The organism is Hydrotalea sp., assembly GCF_049968455.1.
In the GTDB taxonomy this organism is placed as follows: Bacteria; Bacteroidota; Bacteroidia; order Chitinophagales; family Chitinophagaceae; genus Hydrotalea.
The window spans coordinates 1-15,546 of the sequence record NZ_JBMFQT010000020.1; the positions used below are offsets into that span (position 1 = coordinate 1).

Consider the following 15,546-nt stretch of genomic DNA (forward strand, 5'->3'; position numbering starts at 1 on the left):
GATCTTTGAATACAACAAAAACGAATTTTGGATGTAACACCCGAAAGTTGTGATTTGCTTTCAAATTCTTTTTGTTCGATCTTTGAATACAACATAACCATTTGTAAGACCTGTTAACCCACCGTTGTGATTTGCTTTCAAATTCTTTTTGTTCGATCTTTGAATACAACACCATTTTAAATTACATAGGCCATTTGTTTGTTGTGATTTGCTTTCAAATTCTTTTTGTTCGATCTTTGAATACAACGATGCCGCTCAAACTAAACGACGCTCCGCGGTTGTGATTTGCTTTCAAATTCTTTTTGTTCGATCTTTGAATACAACCATTTTTAAAAAAGGATAAATTTTGAATTGTTGTGATTTGCTTTCAAATTCTTTTTGTTCGATCTTTGAATACAACCAAAATACCCATAACCTGCTTTTGATATTGGTTGTGATTTGCTTTCAAATTCTTTTTGTTCGATCTTTGAATACAACTAAAGCTTACTATTATGCAGTGTTGCGCTAGTTGTGATTTGCTTTCAAATTCTTTTTGTTCGATCTTTGAATACAACACCTTAGGCCAAAATGCAATGCCATTAAGGGTTTTCAAAGGAAATAGTACAAAAAAAATGAAGTTTTTCGGAGGCATTGCTTTGGCAATGGCCTCCTTTTTCATTTCTATTTTTTAAAACAGTTCCAATTGTTGCGGAATGGGTTGACCGGGTGCCTCTTTTTTACCCTGAAATAATTCCATCATGCCAAATTGTTTATCGGTAATGGTCATTATGCCTACATGGCCTTTTTCCGGCAGGTTCTTTTTTACGCGTTTAATGTGTACGGTGGCATTTTCCATGCTGGGGCAATGGCGGAGGTATATGGAAAATTGGAACATAATGAACCCATCAGCTAACATATTTTTTCGAAATTGTTGGGCTGCTCTTCTTTCCGCCTTGGTTTCTGTTGGCAGGTCAAAAAATACCATTACCCACATAATTCTATAGGCATTAAATCGTTCTGCATTTTTTTGCTTTGCCGCCATATTGGCAACATTAATGAATGCTGGTAATTATTGATAAAAACGTTTATAAAATGTATTTTATTTTAAAATTTACATCTCTTTTATTTGAATTGCCTATTGAAACTCAGGAAAGGACAGCCTTCGTAGTTCACCGGTATAACATTTACTTAACGAAAATGCCGTTTTTTGCATAGCAATCATTAATGGACTGGTTTGGTTATCAATAATAGTATCTTGTGTTAATACATTTAATAATTGCACTTTGAATGCTTGTGTTAATGTTGTTACCAATGATGTGTCGTGAATAATTTGACGAACAATGGCATCTACAAATGGGCGGTAGGGTTCCATCATGTCATCGGCTAAACAATAGGCATTATATCGGTTGCGATGAAAGATACCTAAAGTTGGCAATAAACCTGCTCCTGCAATGGCGCGGGCCATGGCAGCCCTTATAATGGCATAGCCATAATTTAATAAATTGTTGGGTGGGGGGCCTTCTCGGTTTCTAAAAAACTGCCAGGATGCAGGAAATAAGTGGCTCCAATAGTAAGCAGCTGCTTTTGCCTCGACATTATCGTTATCGCCGCTTTTAACTTGCTGTTGAGCTGTATTTAAATATCCTGCGGGCACTTGCCATTTTTGTAAAATGGCGGCTTGATTTTTAATTTTTGCTTTTATGGTTTGTTGCCATAATTGCTTTTTTAAAGGTTCACTGGCATTTATTTGTGCTTTAAAGCGCTCGCTTTGCAGTGTATGGCTTTCTAATGGCAATAACATACCACTGGGGTGGTGGTTTGCATTACAGGTAATTACGGCAATATTGTTAGCCACCAGTTTGTCTAATAAAAAATGGGTAATGGTTATTTGAGGGTGCTCTATCACCAATACACCAATATCCTCTATGGGCACGGTTTTATCCTGCCGGTCTTCTAATCCTTTTATATGGGCATAGCTAATTACCAACTGCTCTAAGTTGCATTTTAAATGACAAGGGTTTTCTATGCAAAGGGTACGTTTGAGCATTATATATGTAAGATATTAAGCTTGTGTAAAAAATGAAATAAATTAATAGATGCAATATTTTAGTTTCATCTATCCGTCTAACTTCAGAAATAATTTCAATTGATTTATCATGAATTCATTCTATAAATACTTTATTCAATGAAATAGACTAAAATAAAATTATAAAAATTTTTAAATAACATAATAAACTAAGATTCAAAAATATTTTATTCATTCTTATTTTTTAACCATACTATTGAACCATCAGGCATCATTTCAAAATGCTTGCCTTCAATAGCCATATTTAACCAGTCTCTTGTATATAATAGTTTGGGCCAAGGCTCGAAATTATTTAATTCATTTTCAGTTAAAGCATCAATAACATTTTTTGTAATTCCACTTGTACCGGCTACACCATATTTATTTTTTGGGTATGCCTTTTTCAATTGGTCGTCATTTCTGCTTTCCAAATGATGCTTAAAAGTAATTCGCCCTCCAGAAAATTTTACTAGGATATATGTTCGATAACTAATTCTTTTTAAATAATCATTTTCAGTTTCATTTTCTGCCTTGAATAATTCTTCTAGATTATTATCATAAAAAATTGTTTTCATGCCAGGTTTCAATATTGCAAAGGGCTTTTCCTTATTACCATTTTCATCAATGATCACTTCACCTGTTTTTTTGTCTGTCCTATATATTTCTAGGTCATTTAAATTTTTAATTTCGCCAGACTGTACAAATTTGGCAACCTCCATCAGAGAAATGATTTCAAGTTCTCGATCAATTTTTTCATTACCCTTTTTGTCTTTTATGGACTTTTGGTAAAATGCACAGAGAATGTTTTCTCCATTTTTAGCCCAATAATAGTTTTTATGCTCCTTATTGCTAAAAATATCTTGTTTCCTAACTTGGATTGGGTTGGTTACAGAAGATTCAAAACATCTAATATGTCTTATTTTATGCACTCTTTTTCCTTCTTTGTTTAACATGTAAAGTCCACCATCTTCAGCTAAAGTGGCGGCTAAAGTTCTTTCTCTCATTTGGGCTTTGATTATTTTTTTTATAGGAGGATCAACAATGGTGTCGATGTTCAAATTTTTATCTACTTCTTTTCTAAGTACTGTTTTAAACGCGTCATCACCTTCTAAAAATTTCCAATTACCATTTTCATCCCGAACTGGTATATCATTTTCTCTTTCAACCATTTGAATTTTGCCGTACATAGTAGCTAAATGTAATTCACCTCTAATTGCATCACCCTTCGCCACAAAATTTTTCCCTCTAATTCTAATTTTTTTGGAAGCTGGAATTACTGAACGATTTCTTGATATGTTATTATTTAAAATAATTTTGTCTAATTCATTGATTGTATTATTAAATCCTTTCGGTTTTAATCTACTTTTATAATCGTTCAATTCCTCATTCAGATTTTTTATTTCTTCTTGTAAAGCTGCTTTGTTTGGTTCAGTATCTGACTTCAATAACAACTCTTTTTCTTTTATTGCATACCAAAGCTCCAGCATTCTATCACGAATAGCAGCACTAGGAATTACAGACAAGATCATTGCATCTTTAGCATGATGACTGTGTTTACTTCGATCTTTTTCTGTTCTTGTTTCTTGTATATCAAATATTTCTCGGAATTGTGCAGTTACTTCTCCTTTCTGCACTTCTACCTGATTGAAATAAGTTTTTAAATAATGGAGTGCATATTTGGAAATAATTTGAGTGTCTTTCAACTGACTGTTTTTAAATCCTGGTTTTACTTCTTTCATTGTAAACCTTTCTACTTTGTTTCGCCAATATTCTAACTCAAATTGCCAAAGGTGTTTTTCACGGATTGCAATATTTTTATATTCAATAGTAGTCGCCCTTTTTGATTTTCCTTTCCAAAACTCCACCCGCATTTCAAGGTCTTTGACTTTTTGTTTCCATTTTTCAAGTCTTGCGACAATTTCATTGTAATTTGGTAAATCTGCAGGTATTTGGTTTTTTTTAATTTTTCGATTATAATCAAAAAAACAAACAGTTTTATTCGCAAGGCTATTATCAAATGAAATACTTCTTGGAATAGTGTGTTCAATATCAATTAAGTTCTCATTAAATAAATCAGTAATACTAATAGGATGCCCTGTATACATACAAAAACATTGTTGCTCTTTCCAAAGTCGGTATTTATCTATCACTTTATCTTTGGCTTTTTTGAGCTTTAGCCATATTTCTTTTTTCACATTTTCAAAATGGTTTTCACTAAATTCATAAAATTCATCCCCATTTGAATCCGTGTCTTCACCGAAATGTTTCTTTTTTAGATTACCTCTACTTTCCTTTGTGGTACGATCATCTTTTGTGGCAGTGAACTTGCCATTTTTCTCAAATCCTTCCGGTGATTCAATCATTTCATACCACAATCGAAATTTATCAATATCACTGTCTGAATATGGATTGGCCAATGAACCTTTTGCTTCAGGATCTTTAATTAATTCCAGAATGGCTGCAGCAAACTCCTGATTTTCTTTTCTCCTGATTTCCTGATATTTTTCAATAGCCCATCGTTTATTAGTATCATTTAACTCACGTCCTATTTCAACTACTACTCTTGTTTCTTCGTTAACTTGTCCTGTAACGATATAGTAATTCACTAATTTTTTTAATTCATGCAGCGTTCGCATTGCCATTGGGTTCTTAAATGCACCTGTTTTGGGCGAGCCAAGCATAACCATATTTTTTGTAATACCATTGTACTTATAATATTCTTCCCTTGCCTGCGGATAAATGGCTATCATGGAAGGATGGTAGAGCTTATTTATTCTTTTACATTTTTCACAATTGCATTTTGTTTCTCCATTTTCAATTTTTTTAAATGAATTCTGGCAATACAAAAGATCACGAAATTTATCTGCCAGAAAAACTTTCATGGCATCCCCCAATCTGGGTAATTTGTAAAAATCCCGATCGCTTGATTTAAAAAATTTTTGATAACTTTCTGTGATTTGATTAATATACTTAGCTTTTTCTTCTTCAGAAAACTTTTTCCACGTTTCTCTACCAAAACCCTCTTCTGCAGCTTTTTCTATTTGTACATCATCCCGTTCTATACTTCCTATAGGTAATTTGAAATCTCTTGAACCAACTATGTAATTGGTATCATTGTCTGCAAATCGTTCATTACCCTTTGGACGGGCTTTGTATTTTGCAATAAGGTTATTGACGATATTTAATATTCGTTTTTCCTCACGATTTTTTTCAATGACTAATTTTTTCAATGATTCGGCTATAAAATGCTTATTTTCTTCCCAAATTTCTATTCCCAATATTTCCGGCACTTTCCCTAATAATACCGCATCCGTGTAAATATATCCTTCCCGTAAAAAAGGAAGAATATTATTGATTGCTTTCAAACTTAATTGGGCATAACCAACTGGCATAGCATACCAAAGTGCAATTAATTGCTGAATCTTTTCGTCACTTAAATTTAGTTTTGACTTTCCATAATCTTCTATAAAATCCTGATCATCACTTTCAAACAATACATGCCATATATCTTCATAAAATGGTGCGGAATAAGCTTTTCCTTTCCTGTCGGTTCTTGTAACAGGCATGTTCCAATCATCGCCAAAAATTCTTTTTAAATGCGAAGTGATAGTACAGGCTGATACATTAGTTTTAGAATTATAGTTAAGTTCCCAATTATCATGTTTATTTTTTTGCTTTATCCATTTAGCTATGGCATGGAATTCAAAATCTTTTTGAACTAAGAACTTTTCCTGATAAAGCCCTTTTCGCATTTCTGGTGGAAGGAATTGCCATTCGTTATCCTGATTGTCTTTTTCCCTATAGGCTATGTTATTAATAAAACTTAATGCTCTGAATTCTTCAAATTCCGGTCTGCTAATTGGGCAACGTTTTTTACCTACAAATACTTCTCTACCTTTTTTCTTATCAAATATCTTTTGACTTTCTAGTGTACAATAACCCACTAATCCTTTTTGTGAACGTAAAGGCCTTTGCCGGAAAATAGGTGAATACGCTATAGGTATTTTTGAATTTTTTTCATCAAAAATTTCATTGAATTCCAATTGCTGAAAATCAAAAATTTGCTTTACCTCCTTAATCAGCATTTTACGTGTTACATACTGATGTAGATTTTTACGAATGCGAATACCTTCTGTTTTTCTATCAGGGTGATGAATACCTTTTGTCTCCACCCTAGCAAATAAACTTCCTACGGTTTCATTTTCAGGGTTATAACTAAAACCAATTTTTTCTAATTCTTTAATAAAATTTGATTGCTTTTTGCTTTCAGCACCAATATTATCTAAATTCTCAACGTCACTATTTTCTTTTTCATCGTCTTTATCATTTACAATCTTACTACTTTTAAATCCGCGATGCTGTGCAATATGATAAAGGGCCCTTCCAAGTTTATAGCGGTTAACTTCTTTTGAAAAATCTAGTTTAACGGTAACTAATTCATGACGCAACTGGTAAGGACTGGTATAATCAGGTAAATTGTCATTATTGAAATCCAGTTTAATCCAATTGTTGAATAAAATATCATTAACTGGATATTTTCTTCCACCATTCCCTTGATGTGCCTGCTCTTTGTTATAATATTTCCAACGTTTAAGGCTATTTTCGTTAATAGGGCAGTACAATTTGTTCTTATCTTTTATGAGAGCTTCAAGTACGGCCCATAATTTATATTTTCTTGATTGATAAAGCCGCCTGATACATCTTTTGCTTGTACGATTTGCAGCGAGCGAAATAGTATATTTATTTTCTTTGTCTTTCCCAACACCCGTTTGAAAAGTTATTACTGTAGCTTTCTTAAATTGGGTATCTTCATCTATATTTCTAATAACAGCACCGATGGAATTACTACCTAAGTCAAGTGCTAAAATATTATTTTCAGACATATTTGATTTTTTGGTTTTTAATTTATAATTTTAGAAATTGAAAGACTTATCACAATAAGGCTATAAGGCCGAAGATAATCTTAGCCCTGCCTGCCTATGGCGGTGGGGCTTTTTTCTTCCTCAAAGTACAAAAATTTTAATATTTGTATAACCCCATCTCAGTTTTTTTTATAAATGGAACAACATTGCATGTATTTGTGTTTTACCTTCATTCCAAATTTTCAAACACATGAGAAAAATATTTGGCTTACTGGCTGTGGCTTGCTGTTTGGTAGCTTATTTGCCGGCACAACAAAAAACAATTCCTATTCAAGAACTTGTTACCGGTAAACCACCTAAAGGGTTTATGCAACCATTGCCTTCTGTAATGGAGTGGCTAAATAATAATGAATTGGTTTTAGCACAACGTGGCGAAAATAGAAGCGATGTTAAAATGTTGCGCTATAACATTGCAACAAATACAACAACCCCATTCATACAAAATAACGATGCGCAAATGGGTAAGCGTGTTACCGTTATGAACAACGATTTGTTTTTATTCATCAATGGTAATCCCACTCAAATTACGCATGATACTGCGCAGGAAAGAAACCCTACTTTTTCACCGGATAGCAATTTTATTGCTTACACCAAAAACAATAATTTATATGCTTACAATATAGCCAATCAAAAAGAAGTGCAATTAACCTTCGATGGCTCTGCTACCATTTTAAATGGCTATGCCAGTTGGGTATATTTAGAAGAAATTTATGGCCGTCCTACACATTATCGGGCATTTTGGTGGAGCCCCGACAGTAAAACCCTTGCTTATGCTCGCTTTGATGAAAGCATGGTGCCTATTTTCCCTATTTATAGCAGCGAAGGAAAACATGGTTATTTAGAAGAAACCCGATATCCACAACCCGGTGATAAAAACCCTGAAGTTAAAATTGGTTTTGTTCATCCAGACGGGGGCAATATTACTTGGGCAAATTTTAATGAAAAAGATGATCAGTATTTTGGATGGCCTATTTGGCGCAGTGATAATAATAGTTTGTGGTTACCCTGGATGAATCGTAAACAAGACAGTTTAATTATTTACGAAGTAAATACACAAACGGGTACACGTAAACCTGTATACACCGAAACGCAAAAAACATGGATTGATTTAGAAGATAGGGTAGGTGGGCGCATTAACTTTTTAAAAAATGGCAAAGGTTATATTGCGCAAAGTGATAAAAGCGGATGGAATATGCTGTATCTCTATAACATGGATGGTACTTTGCAACATCCCATTACTAACGGAAAATACACAGTTACCGGCATTGAATATATTGACGAAGCTAATCGCATAATTTATTTTACAGCAAGGGGTTTAGAAAATTCTACCAGAATAGATTTGTACAAAATAAGTTTTGATGGCGGTACGCCAAAACGAATAACGTTTGGAAATTATAATCATTCTGTTAATTTTTCACCATTTGGCAATTATTTTATTACCACTTACAGTAATACACAAACTCCTACCCGTATGGCATTGGTTGATGTAAATGGTAAAATAATAAAAGAGTTAGGTAATGCCAAAGGTGCTGAAATGGACAGATATGCTATTGCCAAAACCGAAATTATACGCATTAAAAGTGCAGATGGTTTATTTGAATTACCTGCTTTGGTTACATGGCCTGCGCATTACGATAAAAATAAAAAATATCCCATGTTAATCAGTATTTATGGTGGACCTAATGCCGGTACCGTATGGGATAAATGGAATTGGACTGCGAACAGGGAATTGTTAGCACAAGAAGGATTAATTCAAGTGGCTTTCGATCACAGAGCCAGTGGCCAGTTTGGAAAAGCAGGTGTAAATTATATGTACCATGATTTGGGGTATTGGGAAATGGAAGATTACAGCACTATGGCTAAATGGTTTATTAACAATGCAGGTGCTGATCCTGCTCGTATTTGCATCACAGGATTTAGTTATGGTGGATACATGACGTGTATGGCATTGACGTATAAGTCTGATGTCTTTACTTATGGGATGGCAGGTGGAAGCGTAGTTGATTGGCAGTTGTATGATAGCCATTATACTGAACGTTATATGGGCACACCTGCAGAAAATGAAGAAGGGTATAGGAAAAGTAGTGTTTTAAATTATGTGAACAATTATAAAGGTATGTTGCAAATTGTGCATGGTACTATGGATGATAATGTGCATATGCAAAACAGCATACAATTAATTAGTGCATTGGAAGATGCCAAGAAGCCTTTTGAAATGATGTTATACCCGGGCGGCAGACATGGATGGCCTTATTTATCGGCTAAGTGGGATGATTTCCAAAATTTAAAAACCAAATTCATTTATAAATATTTGTTGCGAAAATCTGTTCCGGAAGGACTCATTCACTAAGCCAAAAGCCTCAACTCTAAGTTGGGGCTTTTTTTAATTTCGGAATCAACTTACTTTTACATTTATTACGCTTTATAAGCATTTACAACGAATGTATTTTCATGAATATGGCCAACACTATTTTAATAATTGATGATGAAGTGAAGCTTAGAAACCTATTGGCTAAAATGTTAACGCTGGAAGGCTTTGAAGTGCTTCAGGCCGGTGATGGAAAATCGGGATTAAAGAAATTAGAACAACTAAATATTGATATTGTACTTTGCGATGTAAAACTACCCGATGAAAATGGTATTGAATTATCTGCTGCCATCAAGCAAAAGTATCCTACCATTGAAATTATTTTAATGACGGCATACGGCACTATTCCGGATAGTGTAAAAGCCATTAAAAGTGGCGCTTTTGATTATATAACCAAGGGTGATGATAATTTAAAAATAATTCCCTTACTGTATAGGGCAATGGATAAAGTAAAGCTGGCTAAACGCTTACAGCAACTGGAAAAGCAGTTAGTTCATAAATATGCTTTTGATAGTATTATCGGAAAATCAACATTAATTCAACATGCAATTGATGCAGCTAAAAGGGTGGCACAAACGGATGCAACGGTTTTATTGTTGGGAGAAACAGGAACGGGAAAAGAAGTATTTGCACAAGCTATTCATCAGGCAAGTAAGCGTAAACAAAACACTTTTGTCGCAGTAAATTGTTCGGCTTTCAGCAAAGATTTGTTAGAAAATGAATTGTTTGGTCATAAAATGGGAGCATTCACCGGAGCCACGAAAGATGCAAAAGGTATTTTTGAAGAAGCCAATGAAGGAACCATTTTTTTAGATGAAATTGGCGAAATGCCCATTGATTTACAAGCCAAACTGTTGCGTGTTATTGAAACAGGCGAATTTTTGAAACTCGGCGATACCGTGCCTACTAAAGTGAACGTACGCTTAATTGCTGCAACGAATAGAGATTTAAAACAAGAAATTTTAAATGGAAAATTTCGTGAGGACTTGTATTATCGTATTTCTGTTTTTCAAATTCAATTGCCTTCCTTGCGTGAAAGATTAGAGGATATACCTGTTATTGCAGCCTATTTCCTAAAGCATTTCTCAGAAAAAATAAACAAGAAAATAGAAAATATTAGTCCCGATTATATTCAACTCTTGCAAAACCATACTTGGAAAGGCAATATTCGAGAATTAAAAAACATTATTGAACGAAGCGTTATTTTAACCGATTCGGATGTTTTGCAGCCCGAAACTTTGCCTATTGATTTTCTGCAAGATTTTAATAGGGATACCATGCATCAATCGGGTATTTTTGATTTAGCCTCTGTTGAAAAAGCACATATTCAAAAAGTACTGCAATATAGCGGTGGTAATAAAACGGAAACTGCTCGTTTATTGAATATTGCTTTAACTACTCTTTACAGAAAACTGGAAGAATACAAAATTTCCGTTTCCCCTCAATAAATTTCTATTGTTACCCTTTCAAAACGATAGTCTTACCCTTTCAATTTGAAAGGGTATTTTTTTGCACATGAATAATGAAAAAATTTCATAATTAAGTCCTGTAGTGTATTTCGTTGATCCTGAAAATTCTTGGTCTTTCATTTGCCACTTATAATGCCAAAATGAATGAGCCATGCCAAAACTGAACACCTCATAATGATGCTTTAAGTTAAGTATTTAATTTTCTAGTCAACGAATTATATCACCACATTATCAATCTTCATTCAAAATGTTTATCGTTTTTATTATAGCAATATTGGTATTCATCTACATGTGTTATGTACTTGTGCATCCTGAAAAATTTTAAATCGCATTTTATTAAACGTCAGGTAGAAAAATTTTAAAGTTTAAAAATAATTATAATGCAATCTTATTCGGAATTATATGGTGTAATTGCCATGTTCATAATCGCTGTATTAATCGCCATCCCATTGGGTAGATATATGGGAAAGGTATTTTTAGGAGAAGATACCTGGTTAGATGTTGTGTTGAATCCGGTTGACCGCTTCATTTATAGCTTAATGGGTATAGATGAAAATGTTGAAATGAATTGGAAACAACACATCAAGGTATTATTGATGATTAATTTTATTTGGTTTGTATTGGCCATGTTGGTATTAACAAATATGTCGCATCTGCCATTCAATCCCGATCATAATCCATCCATGCCACTCGATTTGGCTTTTAATACCGCTATCAGTTTTATTACCAATACCAATATTCAGCACTATGCAGGCGAAACAGCCATGTCGTATTTAGGACAATTGGTATTAATGCTCTTTCAGTTTATTAGCGCAGCCAGTGGTATAGCCATTTCTATTGTTGTTATTAAGGCAATGAAAGAAGGGATTAATTTACCGTTGGGTAACTTTTATTTTTACTTTGTTCGTACATGTACACGAGTGTTATTACCTATTTGCATTGTATTGTCCATTATTTTTTTGTACAACGGTGTACCCATGACGTTTCAAGGTAAAGATACCATTACAACTTTGCAAGGTGATACTGTACAAGTTAGTAAAGGGCCTGTTGCAGCTTTTGTTGCCATCAAGCAATTGGGTACAAATGGTGGGGGTTTCTTTGGACCCAATTCTGCCCATCCACTGGAAAATCCGAACTACTTTACCAATATGGTTGAAACAATAGCTATTTATTTATTACCCATTGCTTTAATCTTTACCATGGGCTATATGCTGAATAGAAAAAAATTAGCCTGGATTATTTTCGGTATTATGACCTTGGGATTCATTCTTTTAGTGGTTCCCACCATTAGCATGGAGATTAAGGGAAATACTGCTATTGCCAAAATGGGTATTAATAATACTTCCGGAAATATGGAGGGAAAAGAAGTTCGCTTTGGTTCAATGGCTTCAGCCTATTGGGCAATTGCAACAACGGTAACCAGTAATGGTTCGGTAAATGCTATGCATGATAGCTTTATGCCGCTATCAGGCATGTGTGCCATGTTGGGAATGATGATTAATGCCTTTTATGGTGGGGTAGGTGTAGGTTTTTTAAACTTTTATATTTTCATGATTTTAGCCGTGTTTATCAGTGGGTTAATGGTAGGAAGAACACCTGAGTTATTGGGTAAAAAAATAGAAGCACGTGAAATGCAAATTGCCATGATTGTTGCTTTGTTGCATCCATTCTTAATTTTAACCGGTACCGCTATTGCTTCCTATTTGTATGCGCATCATCCTGAACAATATGCAGCATGGTTGTCTAATCCCGGCTATCATGGCTTCAGCGAAATGTTGTATGAATTTACTTCAGCAAGTGCCAATAACGGTAGCGAATTTGCGGGACTAAATGCGAATACGGCCTGGTGGAATATTGCCGATGGAATTGTAATGTTATTGGCCAGATTTATACCAATCATTGGACCGGTAGCAATTGCCGCATCTTTATCGCAAAAAAAATATATTCCTGCCGGTGCCGGTACTTTACAAATTGATACCCCAACATTTGGCATTATGATTATTGCGGTAATTATCATTATTGCAGCATTATCCTTTTTCCCTGCACTTACACTGGGCCCTGTTGCCGAATATTTTTCTTTCTAAACAAATGTTATATATTAATTATATATTATGACAAACAAAGTAATTAATAAGGCATCAATAGGTGGTGCATTAAAACAATCTTTTTTAAAATTAAATCCTGCCACATTAATATTGAATCCGGTAATGTTTACAGTATGGTTAGGAACTGCGGTAATGGCTTGTGTTTGTATATGGATTGCTTTAGGCGAAACATCGCAGGGCAGTTTAAGTTATAATGTAACCATTGCCATTATTTTATTTGTAACATTATTGTTTGCCAATTTTGCGGAAGCAATAGCTGAAGAACGTGGCAAAGCACAGGCGAATAGTTTAAGAAAAACCCGTGAAGATTCACCTGCTAAGTTGGTGTTGCCTGTAGGCGAAATTTATATGAATGAAGTCATTACAATTCCGGCTTCCAAGTTGAAAAAAGGGGATGTATTTATTTGTGAAACAAATGATATTATACCGGCCGATGGTGAAATTATTGAAGGTCTTGCTACCATTGATGAAAGTGCTATTACCGGAGAAAGCGCACCTGTTATTAGAGAAGCGGGTGGTGATAAAAGCAGTGTTACCGGCGGCACTAAAGTATTAAGTGATAAGATAAAAGTTAAAGTTACAAGCGATGCCGGTGAAAGTTTCTTAGATAAAATGATTGAGTTGGTGGAAGGTGCTTCCCGACAAAAATCGCCCAATGAAATTGCGCTTACTATTTTGCTGGCAGGGTTTACATTGGTATTCATCATTGTAACGGTAACACTTAAACCATTTGCCGATTATGCACATACACCCATAACCATTGCGGCTTTCATTGCCTTGTTTGTTTGTTTAATTCCTACAACCATTGGTGGTTTATTGTCTGCCATAGGCATTGCAGGCATGAATAGAGCATTAAAAGCCAATGTTATTACAAAAAGCGGTAAAGCAGTTGAAACAGCTGGTGATGTGGATGTGCTTTTGCTTGATAAAACTGGTACAATTACGATTGGTAATAGAAAGGCTACTCATTTTCATGCATTATCCAATGTTGACAAGGAATATTTTAAACAAATGGCGGTATATAGTTCCTTGGCAGATGAAACCCCGGAAGGAAAATCTATTATTGAGTTAGCTGACATGAATGTATCGGTACAGGAATTAGAAAATCCCAGGTTTATTGCATTCACTGCCGAAACACGTTGTTCAGGAATTGATTGCAATAACTTACGCATAAGAAAAGGGGCGGCTGATGCTATTAAAAGAATTTGCGAAAAAGCCGGCACCGTTTTTCCGGAAGAAGCTACCCATATTGTTCAATCTATTTCAATGCAAGGGGGTACCCCGTTAGTAGTGGCAGTAAATGAAAATGTGATAGGTGTGGTAGAGCTACAAGATATTATAAAAACAGGTATTAAAGAGCGTTTTGACAGATTACGCAAAATGGGTATAAAAACTGTAATGGTTACCGGTGATAATCCATTAACTGCTAAATACATTGCAGAGAAAGCAGGTGTAGATGATTTTATTGCCGAAGCAAAACCTGAAGATAAAATGAATTACATAAAGGTTGAACAAATGCAAGGTCGCTTAGTAGCTATGATGGGCGATGGAACAAATGATGCCCCTGCTTTAGCACAAGCTGATGTAGGTGTTGCCATGAATAGTGGTACCCAAGCAGCCAAAGAAGCGGGCAATATGGTTGATTTGGATAATGACCCCACTAAACTAATTGAAGTAGTTGAAATTGGAAAGCAATTATTAATGACACGGGGTACACTTACTACTTTTAGTATTGCCAATGATGTAGCAAAATATTTTGCCATTGTACCGGCTTTATTCATTACCTACATTCCTGCATTGCAGGGAATTAATATTATGCATTTGCATAGCCCTCAAAGCGCCATTTTATCTGCTGTTATTTTCAATGCAATTATCATTCCTTTATTAATTCCATTGGCTTTAAAAGGTGTTACCTATCGGCCTATTGGTGCAAGTGCTTTATTGCGCCGTAATTTATTCATTTATGGCTTAGGGGGTATTATAGTTCCTTTTGTAGGTATTAAACTCATTGATATGATTGTTACATACTTTTTTTAATATAATTTGATATGAAAACTTATTTATTTCCAGCTATACGATTAACATTTGTTTTTTTGGTTTTATGCAGCATTATTTACACTGCAATTATATGGGGTGTTGCAAAAATTACACCCAACAAGGGCGAGCCTGCAATTATAAATGTGCAAGGAAAAAGAATGTATAGCGATGTTGGACAAAAGTTTGATGCTGACCAATATTTTTGGTCGCGTCCTTCTGCCGTAAATTATAATGCAGCCGCTGCAGGCGCCAGTAATAAAGGCCCATACAATACCGATTATTTAAAATCAATACAGGCCAATATTGATTCATTTGTAATACATCATCCTGATGTGAATGTGCATAATATTCCCATTGATATGATTACAGCCAGTGCAAGTGGCTTAGACCCCGATATTACGGTTCAGGCTGCCAATATTCAGGTAAATAGAATTGCTCATGTTCGCAACCTTCAACCCGGTTTACTGCAGTCATTAATTCAACAACATATTCATCATCCATTTTTGGGAATTTTTGGTCCTACTTATGTAAATGTATTGGAATTGAATGTTGCTTTAAATGATTTGTCTGCAAGTTATCATGCTCAATAAAATTTTTTAAT

8 protein-coding genes and 1 CRISPR repeat array are annotated in these 15,546 nt (G+C 34.6%); of the genes, 5 read left to right on the forward strand and 3 right to left on the reverse strand.

What is annotated here, in order from left to right:
- Positions 1-46: 46 nt before the first annotated feature.
- Positions 47-554: direct repeats of the CRISPR family, unit length 47 nt; unit sequence GTTGTGATTTGCTTTCAAATTCTTTTTGTTCGATCTTTGAATACAAC.
- Between the two features lie 113 nt (positions 555-667).
- From cas2 to cas9, 3 genes are all read right to left on the reverse strand, one after another.
- Positions 668-1,021 carry a CRISPR-associated endonuclease Cas2 gene (cas2, locus tag ACP5P5_RS12290; RefSeq protein ID WP_428286412.1) on the reverse strand — a complete coding sequence of 118 codons (354 nt, stop codon included), beginning with the start codon at positions 1,019-1,021 and terminating at the stop codon, positions 668-670.
- Positions 1,022-1,114: 93 nt separating this feature from the next.
- Positions 1,115-2,026 (reverse strand): type II CRISPR-associated endonuclease Cas1, encoded by a 912-nt coding sequence (cas1, locus tag ACP5P5_RS12295; RefSeq protein ID WP_428286413.1) that lies wholly within the window; start codon positions 2,024-2,026, stop codon positions 1,115-1,117.
- A 206-nt stretch (positions 2,027-2,232) separates the two neighbouring features.
- Positions 2,233-6,927 (reverse strand): type II CRISPR RNA-guided endonuclease Cas9, encoded by a 4,695-nt coding sequence (gene cas9 / locus ACP5P5_RS12300; protein ID WP_428286414.1) that lies wholly within the window; start codon positions 6,925-6,927, stop codon positions 2,233-2,235.
- Between the two features lie 229 nt (positions 6,928-7,156).
- On the opposite strand from cas9, the gene ACP5P5_RS12305 reads away from it, so the two are divergent.
- From ACP5P5_RS12305 to ACP5P5_RS12325, 5 genes are all read left to right on the forward strand, one after another.
- On the forward strand, positions 7,157-9,316 hold the full coding sequence (locus tag ACP5P5_RS12305; protein WP_428286415.1) for a S9 family peptidase: 2,160 nt from the start codon (positions 7,157-7,159) through the stop codon (positions 9,314-9,316).
- Positions 9,317-9,423: 107 nt separating this feature from the next.
- Positions 9,424-10,782 carry a sigma-54-dependent transcriptional regulator gene (locus ACP5P5_RS12310; protein ID WP_428286416.1) on the forward strand — a complete coding sequence of 453 codons (1,359 nt, stop codon included), beginning with the start codon at positions 9,424-9,426 and terminating at the stop codon, positions 10,780-10,782.
- Positions 10,783-11,183: 401 nt separating this feature from the next.
- Positions 11,184-12,887: a potassium-transporting ATPase subunit KdpA gene (gene kdpA, locus ACP5P5_RS12315; RefSeq protein WP_428286417.1), complete on the forward strand. Its 1,704-nt coding sequence runs from the start codon at positions 11,184-11,186 to the stop codon at positions 12,885-12,887.
- Positions 12,888-12,914: 27 nt separating this feature from the next.
- Positions 12,915-14,945 (forward strand): potassium-transporting ATPase subunit KdpB, encoded by a 2,031-nt coding sequence (gene kdpB / locus ACP5P5_RS12320; RefSeq protein WP_428286418.1) that lies wholly within the window; start codon positions 12,915-12,917, stop codon positions 14,943-14,945.
- Between the two features lie 11 nt (positions 14,946-14,956).
- Complete coding sequence (locus tag ACP5P5_RS12325) at positions 14,957-15,535, forward strand: potassium-transporting ATPase subunit C (protein WP_428286419.1); 579 nt, start codon at positions 14,957-14,959, stop codon at positions 15,533-15,535.
- Positions 15,536-15,546 lie beyond the last annotated feature (11 nt).

Excerpts from the sequence above, each read along its gene's own strand:
- cas9 (WP_428286414.1), bottom strand. The coding sequence starts at position 6,927 with ATGTCTGAAAATAATATTTTAGCACTTGACTTAGGTAGTAATTCCATC.
- cas2 (WP_428286412.1), bottom strand. The coding sequence starts at position 1,021 with ATGGCGGCAAAGCAAAAAAATGCAGAACGATTTAATGCCTATAGAATT.
- ACP5P5_RS12305 (WP_428286415.1), top strand. The coding sequence starts at position 7,157 with ATGAGAAAAATATTTGGCTTACTGGCTGTGGCTTGCTGTTTGGTAGCT.
- cas1 (WP_428286413.1), bottom strand. The coding sequence starts at position 2,026 with ATGCTCAAACGTACCCTTTGCATAGAAAACCCTTGTCATTTAAAATGC.
- ACP5P5_RS12310 (WP_428286416.1), top strand. The coding sequence starts at position 9,424 with ATGGCCAACACTATTTTAATAATTGATGATGAAGTGAAGCTTAGAAAC.
- kdpA (WP_428286417.1), top strand. The coding sequence starts at position 11,184 with ATGCAATCTTATTCGGAATTATATGGTGTAATTGCCATGTTCATAATC.
- kdpB (WP_428286418.1), top strand. The coding sequence starts at position 12,915 with ATGACAAACAAAGTAATTAATAAGGCATCAATAGGTGGTGCATTAAAA.
- ACP5P5_RS12325 (WP_428286419.1), top strand. The coding sequence starts at position 14,957 with ATGAAAACTTATTTATTTCCAGCTATACGATTAACATTTGTTTTTTTG.